At 71.3% G+C, this 21483-nt stretch carries 21 protein-coding genes; 6 read left to right on the plus strand and 15 right to left on the minus strand.

Features of this window, described 5'->3' with window-relative positions; translation table 11 throughout:
- From AB0C30_RS21645 to AB0C30_RS21660, 4 genes are read right to left on the minus strand one after another with little or no spacing between them, the layout of a single operon-like run.
- A complete protein-coding gene (locus tag AB0C30_RS21645) occupies window positions 1-1539 on the minus strand; it encodes a class I adenylate-forming enzyme family protein (RefSeq protein ID WP_357946582.1) in 1539 nt (512 codons plus the stop codon).
- Window positions 1540-1567: 28 nt separating this feature from the next.
- A complete protein-coding gene (locus tag AB0C30_RS21650; protein ID WP_225299260.1) occupies window positions 1568-1891 on the minus strand; it encodes a VOC family protein in 324 nt (107 codons plus the stop codon).
- Window positions 1888-2247, minus strand: a complete 360-nt coding sequence (locus AB0C30_RS21655) for a Zn-ribbon domain-containing OB-fold protein (RefSeq protein ID WP_225299262.1) — start codon at window positions 2245-2247, stop codon at window positions 1888-1890. The genes AB0C30_RS21650 and AB0C30_RS21655 overlap by 4 nt, the downstream gene beginning before the upstream one ends.
- 39 nt (window positions 2248-2286) lie before the next feature.
- Entirely contained in the window at window positions 2287-4110 is a 1824-nt protein-coding gene (locus AB0C30_RS21660; protein ID WP_357946585.1) for a serine/threonine-protein kinase, read from the minus strand.
- Window positions 4111-4208: 98 nt separating this feature from the next.
- Between AB0C30_RS21660 and AB0C30_RS21665 the strand changes: the two genes are divergently transcribed.
- Complete coding sequence (locus AB0C30_RS21665) at window positions 4209-4814, plus strand: isochorismatase family cysteine hydrolase (protein WP_357946588.1); 606 nt, start codon at window positions 4209-4211, stop codon at window positions 4812-4814.
- Complete coding sequence (locus AB0C30_RS21670; protein ID WP_357946591.1) at window positions 4814-5581, plus strand: SDR family NAD(P)-dependent oxidoreductase; 768 nt, start codon at window positions 4814-4816, stop codon at window positions 5579-5581. Before AB0C30_RS21665 ends, AB0C30_RS21670 begins: the two co-directional genes overlap by 1 nt.
- Window positions 5582-5628: 47 nt before the next feature.
- Here the strand turns inward: AB0C30_RS21670 and AB0C30_RS21675 are convergent, their stop codons facing one another.
- Window positions 5629-6882 (minus strand): serine hydrolase domain-containing protein, encoded by a 1254-nt coding sequence (locus tag AB0C30_RS21675; RefSeq protein ID WP_357946594.1) that lies wholly within the window; start codon window positions 6880-6882, stop codon window positions 5629-5631.
- A 30-nt stretch (window positions 6883-6912) separates the two neighbouring features.
- Here AB0C30_RS21675 and AB0C30_RS21680 point away from each other — a divergent pair, with 30 nt between their 5' ends.
- On the plus strand, window positions 6913-7821 hold the full coding sequence (locus tag AB0C30_RS21680; protein WP_357946596.1) for a cyclase family protein: 909 nt from the start codon (window positions 6913-6915) through the stop codon (window positions 7819-7821).
- 35 nt (window positions 7822-7856) lie between these two features.
- Here the strand turns inward: AB0C30_RS21680 and AB0C30_RS21685 are convergent, their stop codons facing one another.
- A complete protein-coding gene (locus AB0C30_RS21685; protein WP_357946599.1) occupies window positions 7857-9029 on the minus strand; it encodes a cytochrome P450 in 1173 nt (390 codons plus the stop codon).
- A gap of 106 nt (window positions 9030-9135) precedes the next feature.
- Between AB0C30_RS21685 and AB0C30_RS21690 the strand changes: the two genes are divergently transcribed.
- Window positions 9136-9726: a TetR family transcriptional regulator gene (locus AB0C30_RS21690; protein ID WP_357946601.1), complete on the plus strand. Its 591-nt coding sequence runs from the start codon at window positions 9136-9138 to the stop codon at window positions 9724-9726.
- A 36-nt stretch (window positions 9727-9762) separates the two neighbouring features.
- Here the strand turns inward: AB0C30_RS21690 and AB0C30_RS21695 are convergent, their stop codons facing one another.
- The 5 genes from AB0C30_RS21695 to AB0C30_RS21715 form a co-directional block, all read right to left on the minus strand.
- Window positions 9763-11253 carry an AMP-binding protein gene (locus tag AB0C30_RS21695; protein ID WP_357946604.1) on the minus strand — a complete coding sequence of 497 codons (1491 nt, stop codon included), beginning with the start codon at window positions 11251-11253 and terminating at the stop codon, window positions 9763-9765.
- Window positions 11254-11270: 17 nt separating this feature from the next.
- Entirely contained in the window at window positions 11271-12326 is a 1056-nt protein-coding gene (locus tag AB0C30_RS21700) for an LLM class flavin-dependent oxidoreductase (protein WP_357946606.1), read from the minus strand.
- 61 nt (window positions 12327-12387) lie between these two features.
- A complete protein-coding gene (locus tag AB0C30_RS21705; protein WP_357946609.1) occupies window positions 12388-13521 on the minus strand; it encodes a M20 family metallopeptidase in 1134 nt (377 codons plus the stop codon).
- Between the two features lie 99 nt (window positions 13522-13620).
- Window positions 13621-15057, minus strand: a complete 1437-nt coding sequence (locus AB0C30_RS21710; protein ID WP_357946612.1) for an ATP-binding protein — start codon at window positions 15055-15057, stop codon at window positions 13621-13623.
- Window positions 15054-16703, minus strand: a complete 1650-nt coding sequence (locus AB0C30_RS21715; RefSeq protein WP_357946615.1) for an FAD-dependent oxidoreductase — start codon at window positions 16701-16703, stop codon at window positions 15054-15056. The genes AB0C30_RS21710 and AB0C30_RS21715 overlap by 4 nt, the downstream gene beginning before the upstream one ends.
- An 84-nt stretch (window positions 16704-16787) precedes the next feature.
- Between AB0C30_RS21715 and AB0C30_RS21720 the strand changes: the two genes are divergently transcribed.
- Window positions 16788-17360, plus strand: coding sequence for a helix-turn-helix domain-containing protein (locus AB0C30_RS21720; RefSeq protein WP_357946618.1), 573 nt, complete (start codon window positions 16788-16790; stop codon window positions 17358-17360).
- On the opposite strand, the gene AB0C30_RS21725 is transcribed toward AB0C30_RS21720, so the two are convergent.
- Window positions 17350-18111 carry an SDR family oxidoreductase gene (locus AB0C30_RS21725; protein WP_357946621.1) on the minus strand — a complete coding sequence of 254 codons (762 nt, stop codon included), beginning with the start codon at window positions 18109-18111 and terminating at the stop codon, window positions 17350-17352. The two genes, AB0C30_RS21720 and AB0C30_RS21725, sit on opposite strands and share 11 nt — an antisense overlap.
- Before the next feature lie 166 nt (window positions 18112-18277).
- Here AB0C30_RS21725 and AB0C30_RS21730 point away from each other — a divergent pair, with 166 nt between their 5' ends.
- On the plus strand, window positions 18278-18955 hold the full coding sequence (locus tag AB0C30_RS21730) for a ThuA domain-containing protein (protein WP_357946624.1): 678 nt from the start codon (window positions 18278-18280) through the stop codon (window positions 18953-18955).
- Between the two features lie 7 nt (window positions 18956-18962).
- Here AB0C30_RS21730 and AB0C30_RS21735 read toward each other — a convergent pair whose 3' ends face one another.
- From AB0C30_RS21735 to AB0C30_RS21745, 3 genes are read right to left on the minus strand one after another with little or no spacing between them, the layout of a single operon-like run.
- Window positions 18963-19826, minus strand: coding sequence for an alpha/beta hydrolase (locus tag AB0C30_RS21735; RefSeq protein ID WP_357946627.1), 864 nt, complete (start codon window positions 19824-19826; stop codon window positions 18963-18965).
- A gap of 10 nt (window positions 19827-19836) precedes the next feature.
- Window positions 19837-20571: a MerR family transcriptional regulator gene (locus AB0C30_RS21740; RefSeq protein ID WP_357946629.1), complete on the minus strand. Its 735-nt coding sequence runs from the start codon at window positions 20569-20571 to the stop codon at window positions 19837-19839.
- A gap of 15 nt (window positions 20572-20586) precedes the next feature.
- A complete protein-coding gene (locus AB0C30_RS21745) occupies window positions 20587-21435 on the minus strand; it encodes a LysR family transcriptional regulator (protein WP_357946632.1) in 849 nt (282 codons plus the stop codon).
- Window positions 21436-21483: the final 48 nt, after the last annotated feature.

Here is a 21483-nt window from a genome sequence, read left to right on the forward strand (position 1 = left end):
TCAGGTCTCCAGCAGGTGGCCGTGCCGCTCTCTGATCTCTCTGCGTAAGAGCTTGCCGGGCCCGCCGGAGGCGTCCTCGAAGTGCGGCAGCGCGTCGGCCACCAGGATGTGGTCCGGCCGCTGGTGCGGCGCCAGGATGTCGTCCAGGGCCCGCGCGAGCTTGGCCGCGTCGAGCGAGTGCCCGGAACGCGCCACCACGGCCAGCAGGATCCGCTGCTCGGCCGCGTCCTGCCCGTCGACGTGCGCGGGCACCCCGACCGCCCCGGCCTCCGCCACGCCGTCGAGCGCGGCGGCGGCCTCCTCGACCGCGACCGGCTGGGTCCAGACGCCGCCCTTGAGAATCGCGTCCTCGCGCCGCCCGAGCACGCGCAGCACCCCGTCGGGGGAGACGGAGCCGAGGTCGCCGCCGACGTACCACTCGCCGCGCAGCACCTCCGCCGTCTTGTCCGGCAGACCGTCGTAGCCGGACATCCGGTGCGGCCCGGACAGGTTGATCTCGCCGACCTCGTCCACCACGCGGCGCCCCGACGGATCGGTCACCCGGACGGCGTTGCCGGTGCGCGCCCGGCCGGACGAGCCGAGCGGCGTGGAGCCGTCGTCCACCCGGCCCATGCAGGTGTAGGGGGCCTCGGTCTGGCCGTAGTAGGAGTAGACGCCCGCGTCGGGCAGCCGGTCCTTGATCCGGCCGAGCATGGTGGCCGTCAGCGGCTCGCCGCCCAGCATGATCACCCGGATGGACGACAGGTCCACCGCCTCGTGCTCCGACGAGCCCAGCAGCGCCGCGTAGAACGACGGGATCTGCGACACGTGCGTGACCCGCTCGCGCGGCACGACGCGCAGGAAGTTCGCCGGGCCCCAGTCCTGCTCCAGCACCAGCCGCATCCCGGCGTACAGGGCGGGCCCGACGATGGCCGGGAAGCCGATGCCCCAGATGATCGCGCCCGTGCCGAACACCGCGTCGGGCCCGCGCGGCACGTCGAGCCAGATCTGCGCGGTCGCCAGCGACGAGGCGTGCGTGTGGACGACGGGCTTGGGCAGCCCGGTCGTCCCCGAGGTGTAGTAGAGCGCGAGCGGATCGTCGTGGAAGCCGCCGAGCGGCGGCTCCTCCTCCGAGCCGTCCGAGAGATCGGACGCGTTGATCCAGGTGGTGATGGCGGGCAGCGACGACCTGATCTCCGCGACCACCCCCTCCACGGTCGAGTCGTACACGAACGCCGTGCACCCCGACTGCTCCACCACCGCGCGCAGCGTGTCGACCGGCCAGTACGGATTCAACGCCGCCGTCACCGCGCCGATCTTGGCCTGCGCCAGGTACACCTCAGCCACGTGCAGCGTCTCGTTCAGCAGCGCGGCCACCCGCCGTCCCGGGCTGATGCCCGCCGCGAGCAGCGCGTGCGCGCGCCGGTTGACGGTCCTGTTCAGCTCGTCATAGGTGAAGCTCCGCTCGCCGCAGTAGGTGAGCGCCACCCGGTCGGGGGTGCTCATCGCCGCGGCGGTCAGGATCGCGTGGCCATAGTTGCCGTACGGTGATCGCGCCATCGGGGGTGCCTCCGTCGTCAGAGAGGTTTCAGAGGGGTGAGTAGAGGACGAAGACGTTTCCTGAGGGATCGCGCAGCACGGCCCGCGTCTCGTGCGGCCCGTCCTCGGGCTCACGCACCACTTCGGCGCCGCGCGCCACCAGATCGGGTACGGCCTGCCGTACGCTGTCCACCTTGAACGACGGCGCGGCCGAGGCGGTGACATGCTCGGCGGGTCCGGCCAGCGCCACGGTGACGCCACCGCCGTTCAGCGCGGCGAACCTGTCACCGTCACGGAACTTCACCGGCAGCCCGTAGAAGGCGATCGCCTCGTCCAGGTCGGCCACGGGTATGAGCACGTTGCCAACGATCACGCCGGCCTCCAATGCGGTAGGTCGTCCACGAACGTCACCCGCACCGGCATCCCGATGCGGACCTCCTCCGGTGCGCACTCCACGACCTGACCGAACACGCGCGCGCCTTCGGGCAGGTCGACCCAGGCCAGCACGTACGGCTCGCGGCCCCGGTAGCCGGGCGCGAACGAGCGGTGCACCACGGTGTACGTGTGCACCACGCCCGCGCCGGAGACCGGCTCGAAGACGAGGTCGCCACCGCACCGGGGACAGTCGGCCTCGGGGAGGTGGACCCGCCGATCGCAGGCCGTACAGCGCTGAACGACCAGCTCGCCGCGCCTGCAGGCGGCCCAGTAGGCGGAGGTGTCACAGGTCATCGCTAGCCAAGCTAGCGCACGCTTGGTTGCTCGACAACCCTAGTCGGCGGGTTCCTCGGCGAGCGAGGCCATGGGCTCCTCCGAGGTCAGCGAAGCCGAGTCGGGGGCCACCGAATCAGCGCTCGGCCCGGCGAAGGCCGGTACGTCAGAGGTGCGTGGCCGGCCGGAGCTGTGCGGCGGGTCGGAGGGCAGCGCGAAGGGCGGCTGGGACGGCGTCGGAGTGGCGTGCTCCTGGGTCGGAGTGGCCGACGTCGAGGGCGAGGGGCTGGGCGCCGGGCAGGGCGGCCCGTCCACGGTCACCTCACTGACCTGCGGGCCGTTGGCCGCCGCCGGCTCGGTCGATAACAGGAGGCCGAAGTGCGCCTGCTTGCCGCACCCGACGGCGCCCAGGTCACGGGCCACGGGGTCGGTGTAGGTGGTCCGGCCGGTGAGCGTGCGGGTCTCCTGATGTACCGTGCGGGCCTGGCCGTCGCCGTCGCGCCGCGTGTACGTGATGCGCAGCCGCACCGGTCCCCGCCCGTCGGCGGCCACGCGCACCGCGCCCGCCGAGCCGGTCCACTGGACGATGTCGGCCGACCGCACGGCCGGACCGGGCAGCGCCCGGGAAGGCCGGCGGGACACGGTGGGAGGCGGCGGCGTGGGGGCGGTGGCCGACGGTACGGGAACGGCCGTCGACGTCCTGGCCGTGGGACGGCTGGTCTCCGAGGTCCGGCGGACCGGGGTCTTGTCGTCGACGGGGGTGGGATCCAGCTGCTCGGACGTCTTCGGCTGCGGCATGAGTACGGTCCCCGCCGGGCCGGGGGCCAGCCGCCCGTCCGAGAGCACCACCGCGATCAGCACGGCGACGGCCGTCGCGCCCGCGATCCACAGGTGCGGCGGCAGCTTGGGCACGGTGATCCGCCGCCCGCGGACCGCCCCCAGGGTGGCGGTCGGCGTGTCGGTCTTGGCCAGGGGGAAGCGGAGCGCGAGCAGCGTGGCCAGCTCGCCGAGGTGGCGGCGCCCGCGTTTCTCCCAGTCGGGGCCGTAGCCGGCGACCGCGTCCTCCTCCAGCTCCGCCGCGAACTGCCGGGCCGAGGCGTACCTGACCGCCGGGTCCTTGGCCAGCCCGCGCCGGAGCAGGTCGCGCAGCGAGTCGGGGGCGACCTCCAGCGGCACCGGCTCGACCAGGTGCTTGTCCCGCAGCGACGCGACGTCCTCAGCCTTGTACGGCGGGCGTCCCCTGACGGCCTCGAACAGCAGGCACGCCGCCGCGTAGAGGTCAGCGGGCGGCCCCGCGTCCCCCTGCGTCCACAGCTCGGGCGACATGTACGGGGGGCTGCCCGCCGGCACGCCTGGCTCCTCGGCGTGCACCACCACCCCGAAGTCGCTCAGCTTGCTCGTGCCGTCGGCCTGGACCAGTACGTTCTCCGGTTTGACGTCCCGGTGGGCCACGCCCTTGTCGTGGGCGGCGGCCAGGGCCAGGAGCGTGCTCTTCAGCACCGCCAGCGCCGCCTCCGGGCTGGTCCTGCCGTGCTCGGCCAGGATCGTCCGCAGCGACACCCCGTCGACCAGCTCCATGACCACCGCGGCCCTGGTCGGGGTCTCCACGAACTCGTAGAGCTGGACCACGTTCGGGTCGTCGAGCTCGACGAGTGAGGGGGTGTCCACCCGGAAGCGGTCCATGAACTCGGTGTCCCGGCGCAGGGTCGCGTTCAGGTATTTGATCGCGACGTAGGCTCCGGTGGCCTGGTAGGTGGCGAGGAACACGCGGCCCGTGTGCCCCGCGCCGAGCTGGCGTACTTCTCGGTAACCAGGGACCAAGGCGAACCCCCATAGCGCAGCCGTCTCTCGTTCGACGGTCTCATCCGGGGTTCCGGTTGTCACGACTCCAGATATTTCGCCAGATGTCAGGGGATTATGGCCCCGAGGCCCGGGTGATATGTTCGAAGCCAAGCAAGCGCTCGGCTAAGTGGAGGCTTCGCATGGATCGTACGGCCGTGCTGGTCATGGAGATGCAGCGGGGCGTCGTCGGCGATCTAACGAAATTTCCGGACCTGGTGGTCGCGTGCCAGCAGCGTGGCGTCGTACGCAACGCCGTCTCCGTGCTCCAGGCGGCCAGGGCGGCCGGCCTCCCGGTGATCCACTGCACCGCGGCCTTCCGCGCCGACCGGGCCGGCTCCCACACCCACAACAGCCCGTTCATCACCGCCCTGCTCAAGGACCCCGGCCACATGCTGGAGGGCACGCCCGCCGTGGAGGTGCTGCCCGAACTGCTGGCCGACACGGACCTGGAGAGCCGGCGCCACCACGGGTTCTCCCCGTTCACCGGGACCTCGCTCGACATGACGCTGCGCTCGCTGGACGTCGCGCACGTGGTGGCCGTCGGGCTCTCGCTCAACCTGGGCATCCCCGGCCTGGCCCTGGAGGCGGTGAACCTCGGCTACCGGGTCACCGTGGTGACCGACGCCGTCGCGGGCGTACCGGACGGGTACGCGCTGGCCGTACTGAAACACACGATCCCCCTCCTGGCCGCCCGCACCACCGCGGCCGAGCTGGTCGACGAGTGGAAGGCGGGCGGCGAGCGGTGATGGAGGGAATGCGGCTCGACGGGCGCGCGGCCGTCGTGACCGGGGGAGCGGGCGCGATCGGCGCGGCGATCGCCACGGACCTCGCCGCGCTGGGCGCCCGGGTGGTGGTCGCGGACGTAGACCTGCCGGGCGCCGAGAAGGTGGCCGCGGGACTGCGGGGCGCCGAGGAGGTGGCCGCGGGGCTGCCGGGGGCCGTCGCCCTGGCCGTCGACCTCGCCTCGCCCTCCTCCATCGAGCGGTTCTGCGACGCGGCCGGGCCGGTCGACATCCTCGTGCACAACGCCGGGGTGTCGATCGTCGAGTCGTTCACCGCCAGTGACCCGGCGAACTGGGATCTCATGTGGCAGGTCAACCTGCGCGGCCCGATGCTGCTGACCAAGCTGATGCTGCCCGGCATGATCGAGCGGGGGTGGGGGCGGCTGGTGTTCATCTCGTCGGACGGCGCGAGGGCGGGCTCCGGCGGCGAGGGCGCCTACGCGGCCACCAAGGCGGGGCTGTTCGGCCTGGCCAAGACGCTCGCCCGCGAGGCGGCCAGGGCGCACGTCACCGCCAACGTGGTCTGCCCGGGACCCACCGACACCCCGATGCTCCGGCGCGTCTCGGCGGCAGAGCCCGGACTGGTCGACAAGATCGTCAGGACCGTCCCGCTGCGCCGCCTCGGCACGCCCGCCGACGTGGCGGGTTTGGTCGCCTACCTGTGTACGGAACGCGCCGCCTACATCACCGGCCAGACGCTGTCGGTCAGCGGCGGCGTGACGATGCAGTGACGACGCGACGCATGACGCGAAGCACGACCCCGATGAGGCCGACGCGATCACAGGGATCGGTAGACGGCCTCCATGAGGCGGATCGCCCGCTGGTTGCCGGCGAAGACGTCGGCCATCTTGTTCATGACATATCCGGCGGCCACTCCGTACTTGGGGTCGGCCATGCCGATGGACCCGCCCACGCCGGTATGCCCGAACGCGGTCACGGACGGCACGAAGAACGACATGGCGGGCCGCATGAAGCCGAGCCCGAACGCGCTCTCCAGCAGCAGGACCTGGTCGGGCCCCGACGCCCGGGGGCGGATGGCGTCCGTCAGTGTCTCCGGCCGCAGCAGGTCGCCGCCGAGCAGCGAGCGGTAGAACGCCGCCAGGGACCTGGCCGTCGTGACGAGGCCCACGGCGGGCCACCCGGCACGCAGCATCACCGGGTTGTTGGCCCCGCCCTGAAGGTCCTGGATGCGCGGGTTGCCCATGGTGCGGTTCATCAGGCTGTTCGGGTCCCCGGCGGCCAGGGCGATCGCGGCGATCGGATCCTTCGGCGGCCCGATGGGCGTGCGGGGCAGGACACCGGGGGCGCGGCGGGCCGGCCCGCTTCCGGCCCCGGCCGAGGGCATGCTCCCGCTCCCGCTCTCACCCCCGGCCGTGGGCAGGCTCCGGCCGCTCTCGCTGCCGGGCGGAGGCTCAGCCGTCAGACGGGCGGCCCTGGCGATCACGTCGTCGGGCGCGCCGACCCACAGGTCGAGGCCGAGCGGTCCGGAGATCTCCGCCGCCACCAGCTCGCCCACCGACTTGCCCGTCACCCGGCGTACGACCTCGCCCACGAGGAACCCGTACGTCAGAGCGTGATACCCGTGCGCCGACCCGGGCCGCCAGATCGGCCGCTGCCCGGCCAGGCGCGCCGCGATGGCGGGCTGGTCCTCGAACTCCGCCACCGGCACCCGCTCGTCCAGCGCGGGCAGCCCCGCCTGGTGACTGAGCAGGTGCTCGACGGTGACGCGCTGCTTGGCCCGCACCCCGAACTCCGGCCAGACCTCCGCCACCGGCGCGGTCACGTCCACCAGCCCCCGCTCGGCCAGCTGGAGCAGCACGGTCGCGGCGATCGCCTTGGTGCACGAGTAGGCGAAGACGGGGGTGTCCGCCTCCCACGGCCGTTCCGTGCGGCGGTCGGCCACGCCGTCCCACAGGTCCACGACCAGTTCGCCGTCGAGGTAGACGGCGAACGCGGCCCCCAGTTCGAGGCCGTCGGCGAAATGGCGTTCGAAGACCTCGCGCACGCTGGAGAACCGGGGATCGCAGTGCATCAAGACCTCCGACAGGAAGGGAGCACGTACTTGGCTGCCGAGCCTAACAATTGGGGACGTTTCGGCCCAGAGGATCAACGGGGCACGCTCAATCTGCTCACTGGCAACTTGGTACTGGCCGGATTGGCCACCGCGCGGACCGGCCAAGTTCTCAGCCTGTCCATGCCGATCAGGGGCGCCACCTCCTCGCCCGCGCCCGGTACCGTGCCCCATCTGAAGGGGCGCCCGCTGCCGCAGCACTTCATGTCGGTCGACGGCGGTGACTACGCGGCCGGCGCCCGGCCGGTGGGCGCGGGGCTGCGGATGGCCGATGACGCGCTGATCGTCACCCACCACGGCACGACCACGCACATGGACGCGCTCTGCCACATGTGGTCGGGCGACGAGCTCTACAACGGCCACCCCGCCGCGCGCGTACGCTCCTACGGCGCCACCCGGTGCGGCATCGAGCAGGTGGGCGGGGTCGTCGCGAGGGGAGTCCTGTTCGACGTACCCCGCCACCTCGGGCTCGACCACCTGCCCGCCGACTTCCGTATCCCGCCGGAACTGCTGGCGGAGATCGCCGTGCCGCGCGCGGGTGACGTCGCGGTGATCCGTACCGGCTGGCCCGCCGTATGGGAGCGCTCGCGCGAGGAGTACTGGTCGGGACAGCCGGGACTGTCGGCCGAGGCGGGGCGCTGGCTGGCCGAGCGGGACGTCTCGGTGGTGGCCGCCGACAACGCCGCGATCGGCGGCCTGAACGCCCACCAGCTCGCCGACGAGCCGCTCGACGACGATCTCCACCTCATCCTGCTCCACCGCCACGGCATCCACCTGATCGAGCTGCTCTGGCTGGAGGAGCTGAGCGCGGCCGGCCGTACGGAGTTCGTGTTCGTCGCGGCCCCGCTCAGAATCGAGGGCGGGACCGGGAGCCCGCTCAACCCACTGGCGATCCTCTGAGCCCGCTCAGTCCGCAAGCCATCCTCTGAGCCCGGTCACCACGTGACAGGCAGGGACTCCACGCCGTAGACCGCCGCGCGCTCCTTCAGCGGCACCTCGGAGGCGGGCACGGCCAGCCGCAGGCCGGGGAAGCGTTCGAAGAGCCTGCGGTAGCCGATCCGCATCTCGATCCTGGCCAGCTGCTGCCCCAGGCACTGGTGCACGCCGTGCCCGAAGGCCAGGTGCCGCCGCGCCTCGGCCCGGTCGAGCCGCAGCTCGGCCGGATCGGTGAACAGGCTCGGGTCCCGGTTTATCGCCGGCAGCGACAGCGCGACCGTCTCGCCCTTCCTGACCAGCTCGCCCGCCACCTCCACGTCCTCCAGCGCGACCCGGCTCGGCGCGCCCACGTGCAGGATCGACAGCCAGCGCATCAGCTCCTCGACCGCACCCTCGACCGCGCCCCCGCCTCCGACCGTGTCCGTGCTCTCGCCGCTAAACAGGGCCCGCTGCTCCGGGTGCTCCAGCAGCGCGAAGACGCCCAAGGCCAGCATGTTCGCGGTGGTCTCGTGGCCGGCGACGAGCAGGAGGAGCGCGAGGTTCGCCAGCTCCTCGTCGCCGAGGTCGCCGATCAGGCCGCTGATCAGGTCGTCGCCGGGCTCGGCGCGCTTGCGTCGTACCAGCTCGCCCAGATAGCCGGCGAGCTCCGCCAGATCCACCGCGCCCTCCTCGTCAAGGGCGACGAACCGCGCGGTGTGCTCCTGGAAGAAGTCGTGATCCTCGTACGGCACGCCGAGCAGCTCGCAGATGACCAGCGACGGGATCGGCAGCGCGTACGCCCGCACCAGGTCCACGGGCGGCCCCGCGGCGGCCATCGCGTCGAGGTGCTCGGCGGCGACCTGCTCGATCCGCGGTTCGAGCAGCCGCATCCTGCGGACCGTGAACTGGCCGGTGAGCAGGCGGCGGTAGTGGGTGTGCTCAGGCGGGTCGGTCGCCGCGAACATGCCGGGCGCGGCGGGGCGGCCCTGGCCGAACTGTGGCGTCGCGCGTACGGGGCTGTGCTTGAGCTCCTGGCGGGCGCTGAATCGAGGGTCGCTCAGCACGGTCCGCCCGGCCTCGTAGCCCGTCGCGAGCCAGCCCGCGTGCCCATCCGGATAGTCCAGACGCGACATCGGCGGCAGCTTTTCCAGCGCGGGAGGTGGGTCGAAGGGGCAGCCGGGCGTTCTCTCCATGGGGATTCGCATATTTTGAGAGTAGACTCCGATTTGAGAGTTGTATAGCAGATTTTGGGATCTTGTGAGTGGACGGGCCTGTGCCGCAACCCCGACAATCGGAGACATGAGCGATCGACCGGCCCAGGGACTGCGCGAGCGGAAGAAGGCCAAGACGCGGGCGCTGATCCAGAAGGAGGCGCTGCGGCTGTTCCGCGAGCAGGGTTACACCGAGACCACGGTCGAGCAGATCGCCGAGGCGGCGGAGGTCGCGCCCAGCACGGTGTTCCGCTATTTCGCCTCGAAGGAGGAGCTGGTATTCGTCGACCACTTCCCGGCCTTCGCCGAGGCCCTGAACGCCGCTCCGGCCGATCTGCACCCGATACGCGCGGTCCGCGTCGCCCTGCGGGAGGTGACGGCGGCCCAGACGCCCGAGGAGCTCGCCGAAGGGGTGGAGCGGGAGAAGCTCATGTTCTCGGTGCCCGAGCTGTGGGCGGCGAGTCTGACCAACGTCTCCGGGACGCTCAGGTCCATGCAGGAGATCCTGGCCAGGCGGGCGGGGCGGGACGTGTCCGATCCGGAGATCCGCAACATCACGGGGGCCATCACGGGTGTGATGTTCGCGGTCTGGTTCGACTGGGTGAAGGACCCCGAGGTGGACGGGCCCGCCGAGATCGACAAGGCCCTCGCCCATCTGGAGGAGGGCCTGCGCCTGTGAACCGTCTGGTGCGAGCCTTCCTAGACCGGTGAACCGTCAGGCGCCCGGATAGTTGCCGCCGCCGTGAGCGGCGTCCAGGGCGTCGTAGTCCGGGGTGAAGCCGCGCTTGGGGATCGCGTCGACGAACGCCACCTCGCGCGGCTTCTTGTAGGAGGCGAGAGCGTTCTTGACGTGCTCGATGAGGTCGTCGGCCGTGGCCGCCGCACCCTCCTTGAGCGCCACCACCGCCTTGACCGCCTGGTGCCAGGTGGCATCGGGCACGCCGATCACGGCGGCGTCGGCGACGGCCGGGTGGGCTTTGAGCGCGCGTTCGACCTCGGCCGGGTAGACGTTCTCGGCGCCGGACTTGATCATGCGCAGCCGGGGGCCGATGAAGGTGATCGTGCCGTCGGGCTCGCGACGGCCGAGGTCGCCGGTGTGATGCCAGCCGTACGCCGACTTTGCTGCATTTAAGTCTGGACGGGCGAAATATCCGGAAAAGAGGGTCTTGCCGCGGGCGCAGATCTCGCCCACCTCGCCCGCCGGCAGTTCGGCACCGTCGGGGGCCAAGATACGGACCTGGACCAGCGGCGACGGCCGACCGGCGAACCCGGCGGCGCCCGGCGCCAGGCCCAGGAAGGTGAGCATGCCGCCGACCTCCGTCTGCCCGTACCCGCCCATCTTGGACCGGCACCAGGGGGAGTCGTCCACGGTGATCATCGCGTCCCACTCCGCGGAGTGCGAGACGAACCTCAGGGACGACAGGTCGTACTTGCCGCCGGTGTTCGCCTTCGTCACGGCGTCGATCATCGGGCCGAACAGGAACGCCTGCGTGACCCGTTCGGCGTCGATCAGGCGGCACACCTCCTCGGCGTCGAAGGCGGGGGTGAAGACGTTCGTGCCGCCGATCTGGAGGGTGGCCAGGCAGAACATCATCGTGCCGACGTGGAAGAGCGGCCCGTTGTTGAGGAAGGTGAAGCCGGGCTCCATCTGGCGCACCACGAGCAGGGACGCGCCGTGGGCCAGCAGGGCCGCGCTGCTGAGGAGCGCCGCGTTGGGACGGCCGTCGAAGGCGGCGGTATAGAGCGCCAGCACCGGCTCGCTGTCCTCGACGGGCGGGAAGTCCCTGGCGGTGCCGCTCTCGACCAGCCGCTCGTAGCCGGCCCCGGCCTCCACCCAGAGCGCCGTGCCCTCACTCAGGGCCATGGTGGCGTCGGACGGCTCCCGTACGACCACCCGCGGCGTCAGGTCCTCGACCACGAAGCGCAGCTCGTCCGCCGACTGCCGCCAGTTGGCCGGGCAGAAGATCGCCCCCAGCCGTGAGCACGCCAGCAGCAGTTCCAGCACCGCGTGCGAGTTCTGGCCGAGCCAGAGCACGCGTTCGCCGGCCGTCACGCCCGCGCCGGCGAGGGCGTCCGCGAGGCGTCCGACCCGGTCGTCCAGCTCGGGGTAGGTGAGCCGCACCTCCCCGTCCACCACCGCCGTCACCTGGGGGCGGCTGCGCGCGTGCTCGGCGAGTACGTCGGACAGCGACAGGCTGTGGATCATCGCAGCTCCTGGGAACGTCAGTGGAACGCGGGCATGACCTCGGCGGCGAAGAACCGCATGACCTTCTTCATCTCCTCCAGCGGCATCGGCCGGGTGCTGCCGAAGTCGCACAAGAGGTTGGCGAACCCGGCGTCGCGCAGCAGCGAGATCTGGTCGATGACCCGCGCCGGATCGCCGATCACCTCCAGCTGCTCCCAGCGGAAGTCGGCCGACACGGAGCCGCCCTTGAGGTAGCGGTCCTGGTAGTACTCGAAGCCCTGCGCGGCCTTGCCCGTCTTCGGGTCGATCGGCGCGCTGCGCTCGTTGAAGATCCGCGACCGGTCGAACGACGCCTCGAACCTGGCCTGGTCCTCGCGGGCCTGTTCGACCGTCGGCGCCACGTAGACGCTGCGCGCCACCACAAGCTCGCTCCCGTTCGCGTGCCCCGCCTGGGCGGCCGTCTCCTGCCAGGTCTCGGCCGCCTTGACGACCTTGCGGAACGTCGCCGCCGGGTCGGCCAGGATGGGCAGCCCGCGCTCGCCGTACATGGTGACGGTCTCGGGGGAGACGGCGGCCACGTGGATCGGCGGGTGCGGCGCCTGGAGGGGACGCGGCGTCAGGGACACCTCGGCGCCGGTCTTGTAGAACTTGCCCTCGTGCTGGAACGTCTCCTGGGTCCACAGTCCCAGGATCACCTCCAGCGCCTCGTTGAACCGGTCACGGGCCTCGGCGAGGTCGATCCCGAAGCCCTCGAACTCGAAGCTCTGGTAGCCGCGCCCGATCCCGAGATCCAGCCGGCCGCCCGACAGCACGTCCACCAGCGCGGCCTCCTCGGCCACGTGGATCGGGTTGTGCAGGGGCAGCACCACGATGCCCGTGCCCAGGCGGATGCGCGAGGTGCGGGCGGCCGCGTGGGCGAGCATGGTGAACAGATTCGGCGCGACCCCGTAGTCGCGGAAGTGGTGCTCGGCCAGCCGTACCCCGTCGAACCCCAGTTCCTCGGCCAGCTCGATGAGCTCCAGGTGGTAGTCGTAGACATCCTTGAAGCTCTGCCCGTCGAACCGGTGGAAGAGGTGGAAGGTCGAGAACTTCATGCGGCGGCCCCTCAGTGGTAAACCAAGCGCTCGCTTGGGAGAGTACCACGGGCCCCGTTTCCTAGGCGAGGGCGGTGAGCAGCCCCATCGTCAGGGCGGTGCGCTCGGGAATGTGCTCGATCAGCACGTGCTCGTGCCGCGCGTGCGCGCCGGCGCCGACCGCGCCCATGCCGTCGAGCACCGGGCGGCCCAGCGCGGAGACGAAGTTGCCGTCACTGGCCCCGCCGACCGCCGCCTCCTCCAGCTCCCAGCCGAACCCGGCCGCGACCGCCCGCGCCTCCTTGAACAGCCGTCGCGACGGCGGGTTGGGCGTCATGGGCGGCCGGTTCCAGTCACCGGTGACCGTGACCGTCACGCGCGGGTCGGAGGCGCGCAGGCCGGCGAACACCTCGTTCATGCGCTCCATCTCCGACGCCCGCGCGACCCGGACGTCGATGCCGCAGGTGGCGCGGCCCGCCGCGACGTTGCACCCGGTGCCGCCGCTGATCAGCCCGACGTTCAGGGTGGTCCCGAGCTCCCGCGCGCCGGATCCGGCGAGGCGGGTGACGAGCTCGGCCAGCGCGTGGATGGCGCTCGCGCCCGAGTCGGGGTCGAGCCCGGCATGCGCCTCGACGCCCTTGACCGCCACCTCGAACTTCCCGACGCCCTTGCGGGCCGTCTTGAGCAGGCCGTCCAGCGACGCCTCGAAGACCAGGCTGGCCAGCGCGTCCGCACTGGCGGCCTCGATGTGCCGCCGGGAGAACAGGCTGCCGATCTCCTCGTCGCCGTTGAACAGGTAAGTCAGGCTCGGATGCGGAAGACCGAGCTCGCGCAGGCCCCTGAGCGCCCAGACCGACTGCACGAGCCCGGTCTTCATGTCGAACACGCCCGGCCCGGTGATCCTTCCGTCCGCCATGGTGAACGGCCAATCCGCGAGCGTCCCCGTGGGCCAGACGGTGTCGTAGTGGGCGAGCATGAGCACGGTGCCGGGGGTGGTGCCCCGATAGGTCAGCTCCAGGACGTCGCCGTACTGGCCGCCGTCGTGGACGACCGCCTGGTCCGGCACGCCGAGCCGCTCCTCCACCAGGGCGCGGACGGCGCTCAGCCCTCGGGTGAGCATGGCCTTGTCGTAGCTGTGGGTCTCCAGCTCGACGACCGTCCTGAGGTCGTCGAGCATCGCGGGCAGGACTTGGCTGGTCCAGCGTGTGATGGGCACATGAATCCCTTTTCCAGGAGACATGACCCTGACACGAGACGCGAATGTGACAGTTCCCACGCCTTTGGTGCCAAGCCTGTGGCACCTTGTGCGGTTTCCTTACGCGGCCGGAGACGCGGCGGCCGAGGCCTCGCGCAGCGGCAGCCGTACCTCGAACCACGTGTCGCCGGGCGTCGACCGCGCCTTGAGCTCGCCGCCGTGCCGGCCGGCCACGATCCGGTACGAGATGTCCAGCCCGAGACCGGTGCCCTGGCCGACGGTCTTCGTGGTGAAGAACGGCTCGAAGATCCGGTCCTTGATCGCGTCCGGTACACCGGGGCCGGTGTCGCCGATCTCGATGATCGCCTCGTCCTCGTCGTGCGCGGTACGGATGGTCAGCGTGCCCTCCCCGTCCATCGCGTCGAGCGCGTTGTGAATGAGGTTCGTCCACACCTGGTTGAGCTCGCCGGCGTAGGCGGGTATGGGCGGCAGCGTCCGATCGTAATCGGTGACCACGGTGATGCCGGGCGGGATCTTGCCGCGGAAGATGGCGATCGTACTGTCGAGCAGGTCGTGCACGTCGCAGACCTGGAACGGCGCGCGGTCCATCTGGGAGTACTGCTTGGCCGAGGCGATCAGCGAGGTGATCCGCTCGGTCGCCTCGGTCACCTCACCGAGCATCTGCGAGATCTCGACCGCCTCGGCCAGCCAGTGCACCGCGGCGCCCGCGTGCTCCTGGCCCACCTTCTTGTGCACCTTCTCCAGGTGCGCGCGGCTGAATCCGGCGTTGACCAGCGCCGGGGCCAGCTCCCACGCGTCCTCCACGCCGAGCTCCTCCAGCGCCTCGCCCAGGTCGTCCTCCGCGTCGGAGATCTCCATCGGCGAGCGCGGCGGCAGGTTGCCGACGGCGGCGGTGCACTGCTCCTGCATGTCGATCAGGGCCCGCAGCCGCTCCGGCGGGATGCCGTCCTCGGCGAGCTGGGCCAGCTGCACGCGGGAGGTCCTGATGAGCGTGCGCAGCTCGCTCACCGCCCGTACGGCCGCCGCCGCCGGGTTGTTCAGCTCGTGGGTGAGCCCGGCGGTGATCGTGCCGAGCGCGGTCAGCCGCTGGCGCCGGTCGATGACCTCCCGCTGCATGCGACCGCCCGACATCATGCCGTCGAGCAGGTGCATCGCCATCGGGAACCACTCGGCCACGATGTGCGCGAACTTCCTGGCCGGCAGCAGGAACATCCGGGAGGGCGCCGTGGCCCGCAGGCTGTGCTGGTAGCGCTCCGGGGCCCGGGCGCCGAGGTAGGCGCTGGTGGCCCCGCCGTAGACACCCGGCTGGGAGCTGCGCGGCATGGCGACCGTCCCGGCCGTGACGGTCTCCTGGATCATCTGGATCTCGCCCTCGACCAGCACGGCGAAGCACTCCGCCGGGTCGCCCTGCTGGATGATGATCTCGTCCTGGGCGTAGTTGCGCATCTGGCCGCTGAGAGCCAGCTTGGTGAGCTGGTGGTCCGTCAGGCGCTCGAACAGGAAGAGCTTGCGGAGTTCGTCGATGTCGATCGTCATTGCTTCTCCAGGTAACGATGCACGAGCGCGACTGCCATCGCGCCTTCACCGACGGCGGAGGCCACCCGCTTGATCGACTCGGCCCGCACGTCACCCGCCGCGAGCACTCCCGGCACGTTCGTCTCCAGGAAGTACGGCTCGCGTCTGAGCGTCCAGTTGCGTGGCCGCTTGCCGCCCTGCACCAGGTCCGGCCCGGTCAGCACGAACCCCTTGTCGTCGCGTTCGATCGTCTCGCCGAGCCAGGAGGTGAAGGGCTCGGCGCCGATGAACGCGAACAGCCACTGCGTCTCGGCCACCCACTCCTCGCCCTTCGTCGAGAGCGTGAGGCGCTCCAGGTGCCCGTCACCGGCGGCGCTGGTGATCTGCGTCTGGAAGTGCACCTCGATGTTCGGGAGCGCGTTGATCTGCTCGATGAGGTAGTGCGACATGGACTTCTCCAAACCGTCACCTCTCACCAACAAATGAACCTTGCTCGCAAATCCCGCCAGGTAGACCGCCGCCTGACCGGCCGAGTTGGCCGCGCCGACGATGTAGACCTCGCTGTCCTTGCAGGAGGGCGCCTCGGTCAGTGCCGCGCCGTAGAAGACGCCCCGGCCGACGAAGTCGTCCAGGCCGGGCGCCTCCAGACGGCGATAGGTGACGCCGGTCGCCAGGATCACCGCGTGCGCGGCGATCTCACCGCCCCCCTTGAACCCGACCACCCTGGCCTGGCCGCGCGGCTCCAGATGGCTGACCTTCTGCGCGCTCAGCAGCTCGGCCCCGAACTTCAGCGCCTGCCTGCGCGCCCGGTCGGTCAGCTGCTGGCCGGAGACACCGTCGGGGAAGCCCAGGTAGTTCTCGATCCTGGAGCTCTGACCCGCCTGCCCGCCGGAGGCGTGCGCCTCGATGAGCACGGTGTTGAGCCCCTCGGAGGCGCCGTAGACCGCCGCGCCCAGCCCGGCCGGGCCGCCGCCGATCACGATCAGGTCGTAGAAGTCGGTTGCCGGCGTGGTCGACAGGCCCACCGCCGAGGCGAGCGACGCCTGGTCGGGCGACTGCATCGACACGCCGTCGGCGGTGACCACCAGCGGCAGCCGGCAGTCCGCGCCGACCGCCGCGACGAGCTCCGCGCCCTCCGGGTCCTCGGCCAGCAGCCACTGGTACGGCACGTGGCTGCGGGCCAGGAACTCCCGCACCTTGTACGACGGCGCCGACCACCGGTCGCCCACCACGCGCAGCTCGGCCACCTCAATGCGCTCGGTACGGTGCCAGGCGTCCAGCTGGCCGTCGATCACCGGATAGAACTTCTCCTCCGGCGGATCCCACGGCTTGAGCAGATAGTGGTCGAGGTCGACCACGTTGATCGCCTGGATCGCGGCGTCGGTGTCGGCGTAGGCGGTCAGCAGCACCCGGCGCGCGTACGGATACATGTCCATCGCCGCCTCAAGGAACTGCACCCCGTTCATCTGCGGCATCCGGTAGTCCGCCAAGATCGCGGCCACGTCGTCGCCGCGCAGCCGCATCTCCTTCACCGCCTCCATGCCCTGGTCGGCGGCCTCCGCCCGGACGATTCTGTACTGCTGGCCGTAGCGGCGCCTCAGGTCGCGCGCGACCGCCCGTGATACGCCCGGGTCGTCGTCCACCGTCACGATGACCGGCTTGTCCATGGCCCTACCTTCCCCACGTATGTCCCTTAAGGAAGGATGTCATGTTCTGCCAAGTCAGTGAGCGCTCACTACTAAGATGCGCCCATGAACACGCGCGATCGCATCATCGATGCCGCCGAGCAGGCCATTCACGAATTCGGCATGGCCGGGGCGACCACGAAACGCATCGCGTCGCAGGCGGGCTGCTCCGAGGCGCTGCTCTACAAGCACTTTCCGGGCAAGGAGGCGCTGATCCTGGCGGTGCTGCTCGAACGGCTGCCCGCGCTCGCCCCCGCGCTGGCCACGCTGCGCGAGCGCGTCGGGCAGGGCGACCTGGCGGCCCACCTCACCGAGTTCGCGCTGGCGGCCCTCGACTTCTACGGCCGGGCGGCGGCCATCGGCTCAGGGATGATGTCCGATCCGTCGCTGCTGGATGGGTTCAGGCGCATGCTCGCCACGACGGGCACCGGCCCGCACATGCCGATCGAGGTGCTCGCCGAGATTCTGCGGGCCGAGCAGGAGCTCGGCAGGCTGGACGGCGCGATCGACGCCGGGGCCGCCGCCTCGCTGCTGATGGGCGCCTGCTTCCACCGCGCCCACCTGGCCTTCTTCGCCGACCCGCGGCAGCCGGCCGACGCGTGGGCCGCCGCGATCGTCGCGACGCTCGTCAGGCGATGACGCGGCTCTCCCCGCCGTCGACCAGCATCGAGATCCCGTTCACGAACGAGGCCCGCTCGCTGGCCAGGAACGCCACCACGTCCCCCACCTCCTCGGGGCGCCCGACGCGCCCCACCGGCACCCCGCCGCCCCGCGCGGCCAGGCCCTCGTCGCCGCCCGCCAGCTCCCGCAGCCGCTCGGTGTCGATCGGGCCGGGCAGCACGTTGTTGACCAGGACCCCGTCGCCGCCGACCTCGCGGGCCAGCGTGCGCACGATCCCGGCCACGGCGGAGCGGGTCGCGTTCGACAGGGCCAGGCCGTCGATCGCCTGGCGCACCGACCCGCTGGTGATCGTGATGATGCGGCCCCAGCCGCGGGCGCGCATCTCCGGCAGCACGGCGTACATCAGGCGTACCGTGCCGAGCAGGTTGCGCTGCACCGCGACGTCCCAGTCGCCCAGGCCGGCGTCGACGAACCGGCCCGGGGGCGGTCCGCCCGCGTTGGCCACCAGGATGTCCACGGGGCCGAGCACGTCACGCGTCTCGGCGACCACCCGCACTGCGGCGTCGTGGTCCTCCACGTCCGCGAGCACGGCGTGCACCACGCCGCCGAACTCCTGCAGCTCGACCACCGCGTCGGCCAGCCGTTCCGGATTGCGCGCGCTGACGCAGACGGCACAGCCCTCTCGCGCCAGGCTCTTGGCCGCGGCGAGACCGATGCCCGCGCTGCCTCCGGTGACCAACGCGACCTTGCCCTTGATGCCCAGATCCATGAAGGTGACTATAGGTCGTCAGGCACTCCGTATCCGTGAGAGCTTGTCCGGGTTGAGCAGACCGCACAGGCAGGATCGCGCGGGGCTTCCTGATCTCGGCGTGCTCCGTGGCCTGCCAGCCGGGCCGCGGGTAGAAATGCCGGGGCAAGCATGATGAGGTTGGGACGTGGCGAGAAATCTGATTCTTTCGGGAGGCCTGTTCCATGACTTCGAGGCCACGTCGGTGGCACTCGCCGAAGTACTCGCCGGGGTGGGAATCGAATCCGACATCACCGAGGACATCGCGGGCGCGCTGAGCGAGCCGTCGGAGGTCCAGCTCATCACCGTCAACGCGCTGCGCTGGCAGATGGGCCTCGACCGCTTCGCCGACCTGCGTGACGAGTGGCGCTTCGAACTGCCCGCCGAGGCCCGCACCACCCTGCTCGACCACCTCGACCGGGGTGGCGGCCTGCTGTGCATGCACTCGGCGTCCATCTGCTTCGACGACTGGCAGGGGTGGCCGCGCGTGCTGGGCGGCTGCTGGACCTGGCCCAAGTCCCACCACCCGCCGCTGGGCTGGACCGGGGTACGCGTGCACGGCGGCCACCCGATCGTCGAGGGGCTGCGCGACTTCGACCTGGTGGACGAGGTCTACAGCGACCTCGACGTGCTGCCGGACGTAGAGCCGCTCGCGTCGTCGGCCGGCGGGCAGCCCCTGGTGTGGGCGCGGCCGGTGCGGCGGGGACGGGTCGTGTACGACGCGCTGGGGCACGACGTCAGGTCCTACGAGAACGAGATCCACCGCACGCTGCTGCAACGGGCCGCCCTGTGGCTGCTGAAACGCCCGGTGGCCGTGACCGACTGAGGAGCGCTTACGCGCCGGCCACGAAGCAGCGGATGGCCTTGGCCAGTTCGTCCGGGACGTCCTCGGCCAGGTGGTGGCCGCTGTCCAGGGCGTGCCCGCGCACGTCGGACGCCCACTCGCGCCAGACCGCCAGCGGGTCGCCGTACAGATCCTCCATGTCATCCCTTGTCGCCCAGAGGAAGAGCGTCGGGCACGCGACGCGCCGCCCGGCGGCCTGGTCCGCGTCGTCGGCCGCCCGGTCGACGCCCAGGCCCGCCCGGTAGTCCTCGCACATCGCGTGTACGGTCTCGGGGTCGTGGATCGCCCGGCGGAAGTCCTCGTACGCCTCGGCGCCCATCTGCTCGGGCCCCGTGCCGTACCAGGCGTCCGGGTCGGCGTTGATCACGCGTTCCGCCGGTTTGGCGGTCTGGCCGAGGAAGAACCAGTGCCACCACCTGGCGGCGAAGCCGGCGTCGCAACGGGCGAGGGCCGCACCGATGGGCACGCTGTCGAGCACGACGAGATGCGTGACCGCGTCGGCATGGTCGAACGCCAGCCGCTGGGCCACGTACGCCCCGCGGTCGTGACCGGCGACGGCGAACCGCTCGTGGCCGAGCGAGCGCATCAGCGCGACCATGTCCCCGGCCATCGCGCGCTTGGAGTACGGCTCGTGATCGGCGGTCGTCGGCGGCTTGGACGAGCGCCCGTACCCCCTGAGATCGGGGCAGACCACGGTGTGGTCGGGGGCGAGCAGCGGGGCCACCCGGTGCCAGGTGGCGTGGGTACGTGGATGGCCGTGCAGCAGCAGGACGGGCGGGCCGGAGCCGCCGTGCCGGACGAACAGCTCGGCCTGGCCCACGTCGATCCGGTCGGTCACGAAGTCGTCGAACATTCGCCCGCGCCTACCCCGGCTGACCGCTTCCATCCACGCGCCCGCTCAGGTCTTCCGGAACGCTCAGGTCTTCCGGAACGCTCAGGTCTTCCGGAAGATCGTCGCGCCCGCTCGGGCTTTCCTGAATGCCGCCGACCCGGCGCGCCGACTCCGACTCGTGGGCCAGGCGGCGCAGGGCGTCGAAGGCCCTCCCGTACAGGACCGTGCCCAGCACCAGCGCCTCGACGGCGGCCTCGCGCGGCCCGTCGAACGGCACCGTGTCCATCTCGACCTCGGCCACGAGTCGCTGAGCCGTCTGGGCATAAACCGTCAGGTCGGTCGACAGGCCCAGCTGGCCCAGCCTGACGACGGTCTGGGTGAGTTCGTCCCGCGTCGGGGCGGTGGGGGCGACGTCCCAGCCCAGCTCCCTGATGAGCAGGTCGACCTGGCCGCGCGCCGCGTCCCACTCCTCGCCGGGCTCCGGCTCGATGGTGGGGCCCAGGGCGTACTGGGCGGTGCCGAGCATGTGGTGCACCGAGAGCGACTCGTCGTCCACCGCCTCGATGACCTGTTTGATGGCGGCGACGGGCAGCCGGCCCACTTCGAGCAGCGCCCTGATCAGGCGGAGTCTGCGCAGGTGGGAGTCGTCATAGTCGGCTCTGGTGGCCGCGAGTTGCCGGCCCTGGTGCAGCAGGCCCTCGCGGAGGTAGTACTTGATCGTCGCGATCGCCACACCGGACTCGACACTCAGCTCCGAAACGCGCATCGCTAGATAATAGCGCTATCCAGAGCGCGCGAGATGCCGGGCCGCGTGCACGAGATCGTCCACGTCGGCTTGCCGGTTCCAGAGGAACACCACCTCGAGCGGCGGAATCTCCTCGGCGACGGGGATGAAGGTGAGGCGTTCCGGCACCGGCAGGCCGCCGCGTACGCAGAGCGTGTAGCCGGCGCCGGACTCGACCATGGCGACGGCGGCGTCATGGGTGGGCGCCCCGGGGCCGAGCCGGGGATGCAGGCCGAGCCGGACGAACCCTTCGAGGAACCGGCGCGCACCCGCCACCGCGTCGGACTCCGGCATGACGAGCGGCTCCGTCGCCAGATCGGCCAGCCGCAGCCGCTCGACCGAGGCCAGCCGGTGATCGCGGGGGAGCAGGGCGAGCACCTGAGCCCGCTGGACGAGCATCCGGGCCACGCCTCGGGGCAGCGAGCCGGGGGCGTAGCCGAGCCCGGCCTGAAGGGTTCCGTCCATGAGGGAGATGATCTGCTCGGCCGTGCACATGGGCGCGACCCGCAACCGCGACTCCTGAACCTGCGACAGGAGCCGGGCCACCACATCCCCCAGCCCGTCGGCGACCCCCAGGCGGACCGTCTGCCCCTTGCCCCGAGCGGCCGCCACGGCCCGTTCGAAGGCGTCGACCGCCACCGTGGCCTGGGCCAGGAACACCTCACCCGCCTCGGTGAGCCGCACCCCGCTGGACGAGCGCGTGAACAGCTCGACGCCGATCTCTTTCTCCAGCGCCCTGAGCTGCTCGGAAAGGGTGGGCTGGGCGATGTGGAGCACGGTGGAGGCACGGCGCAGGCTGCCCGCACGGGCGATGGTGATCGCGTAGCGTACGTGGCGTAGATCCATCGCTCACCTCGAGGTGATGGGGATGGGCTATCGTCGCACCTCCGTATT

This window comes from Nonomuraea sp. NPDC048901, from assembly GCF_040649695.1.
GTDB lineage: Bacteria > Actinomycetota > Actinomycetes > Streptosporangiales > Streptosporangiaceae > Nonomuraea.

Excerpts from the sequence above, each read along its gene's own strand:
- AB0C30_RS21645 (WP_357946582.1), bottom strand. The coding sequence starts at position 1,539 with ATGGCGCGATCACCGTACGGCAACTATGGCCACGCGATCCTGACCGCC.
- AB0C30_RS21655 (WP_225299262.1), bottom strand. The coding sequence starts at position 2,247 with ATGACCTGTGACACCTCCGCCTACTGGGCCGCCTGCAGGCGCGGCGAG.
- AB0C30_RS21665 (WP_357946588.1), top strand. The coding sequence starts at position 4,209 with ATGGATCGTACGGCCGTGCTGGTCATGGAGATGCAGCGGGGCGTCGTC.
- AB0C30_RS21670 (WP_357946591.1), top strand. The coding sequence starts at position 4,814 with ATGGAGGGAATGCGGCTCGACGGGCGCGCGGCCGTCGTGACCGGGGGA.
- AB0C30_RS21675 (WP_357946594.1), bottom strand. The coding sequence starts at position 6,882 with ATGCACTGCGATCCCCGGTTCTCCAGCGTGCGCGAGGTCTTCGAACGC.
- AB0C30_RS21685 (WP_357946599.1), bottom strand. The coding sequence starts at position 9,029 with ATGGAGAGAACGCCCGGCTGCCCCTTCGACCCACCTCCCGCGCTGGAA.
- AB0C30_RS21690 (WP_357946601.1), top strand. The coding sequence starts at position 9,136 with ATGAGCGATCGACCGGCCCAGGGACTGCGCGAGCGGAAGAAGGCCAAG.
- AB0C30_RS21695 (WP_357946604.1), bottom strand. The coding sequence starts at position 11,253 with ATGATCCACAGCCTGTCGCTGTCCGACGTACTCGCCGAGCACGCGCGC.
- AB0C30_RS21700 (WP_357946606.1), bottom strand. The coding sequence starts at position 12,326 with ATGAAGTTCTCGACCTTCCACCTCTTCCACCGGTTCGACGGGCAGAGC.
- AB0C30_RS21710 (WP_357946612.1), bottom strand. The coding sequence starts at position 15,057 with ATGACGATCGACATCGACGAACTCCGCAAGCTCTTCCTGTTCGAGCGC.
- AB0C30_RS21715 (WP_357946615.1), bottom strand. The coding sequence starts at position 16,703 with ATGGACAAGCCGGTCATCGTGACGGTGGACGACGACCCGGGCGTATCA.
- AB0C30_RS21720 (WP_357946618.1), top strand. The coding sequence starts at position 16,788 with ATGAACACGCGCGATCGCATCATCGATGCCGCCGAGCAGGCCATTCAC.
- AB0C30_RS21725 (WP_357946621.1), bottom strand. The coding sequence starts at position 18,111 with ATGGATCTGGGCATCAAGGGCAAGGTCGCGTTGGTCACCGGAGGCAGC.
- AB0C30_RS21735 (WP_357946627.1), bottom strand. The coding sequence starts at position 19,826 with ATGTTCGACGACTTCGTGACCGACCGGATCGACGTGGGCCAGGCCGAG.
- AB0C30_RS21740 (WP_357946629.1), bottom strand. The coding sequence starts at position 20,571 with ATGCGCGTTTCGGAGCTGAGTGTCGAGTCCGGTGTGGCGATCGCGACG.
- AB0C30_RS21745 (WP_357946632.1), bottom strand. The coding sequence starts at position 21,435 with ATGGATCTACGCCACGTACGCTACGCGATCACCATCGCCCGTGCGGGC.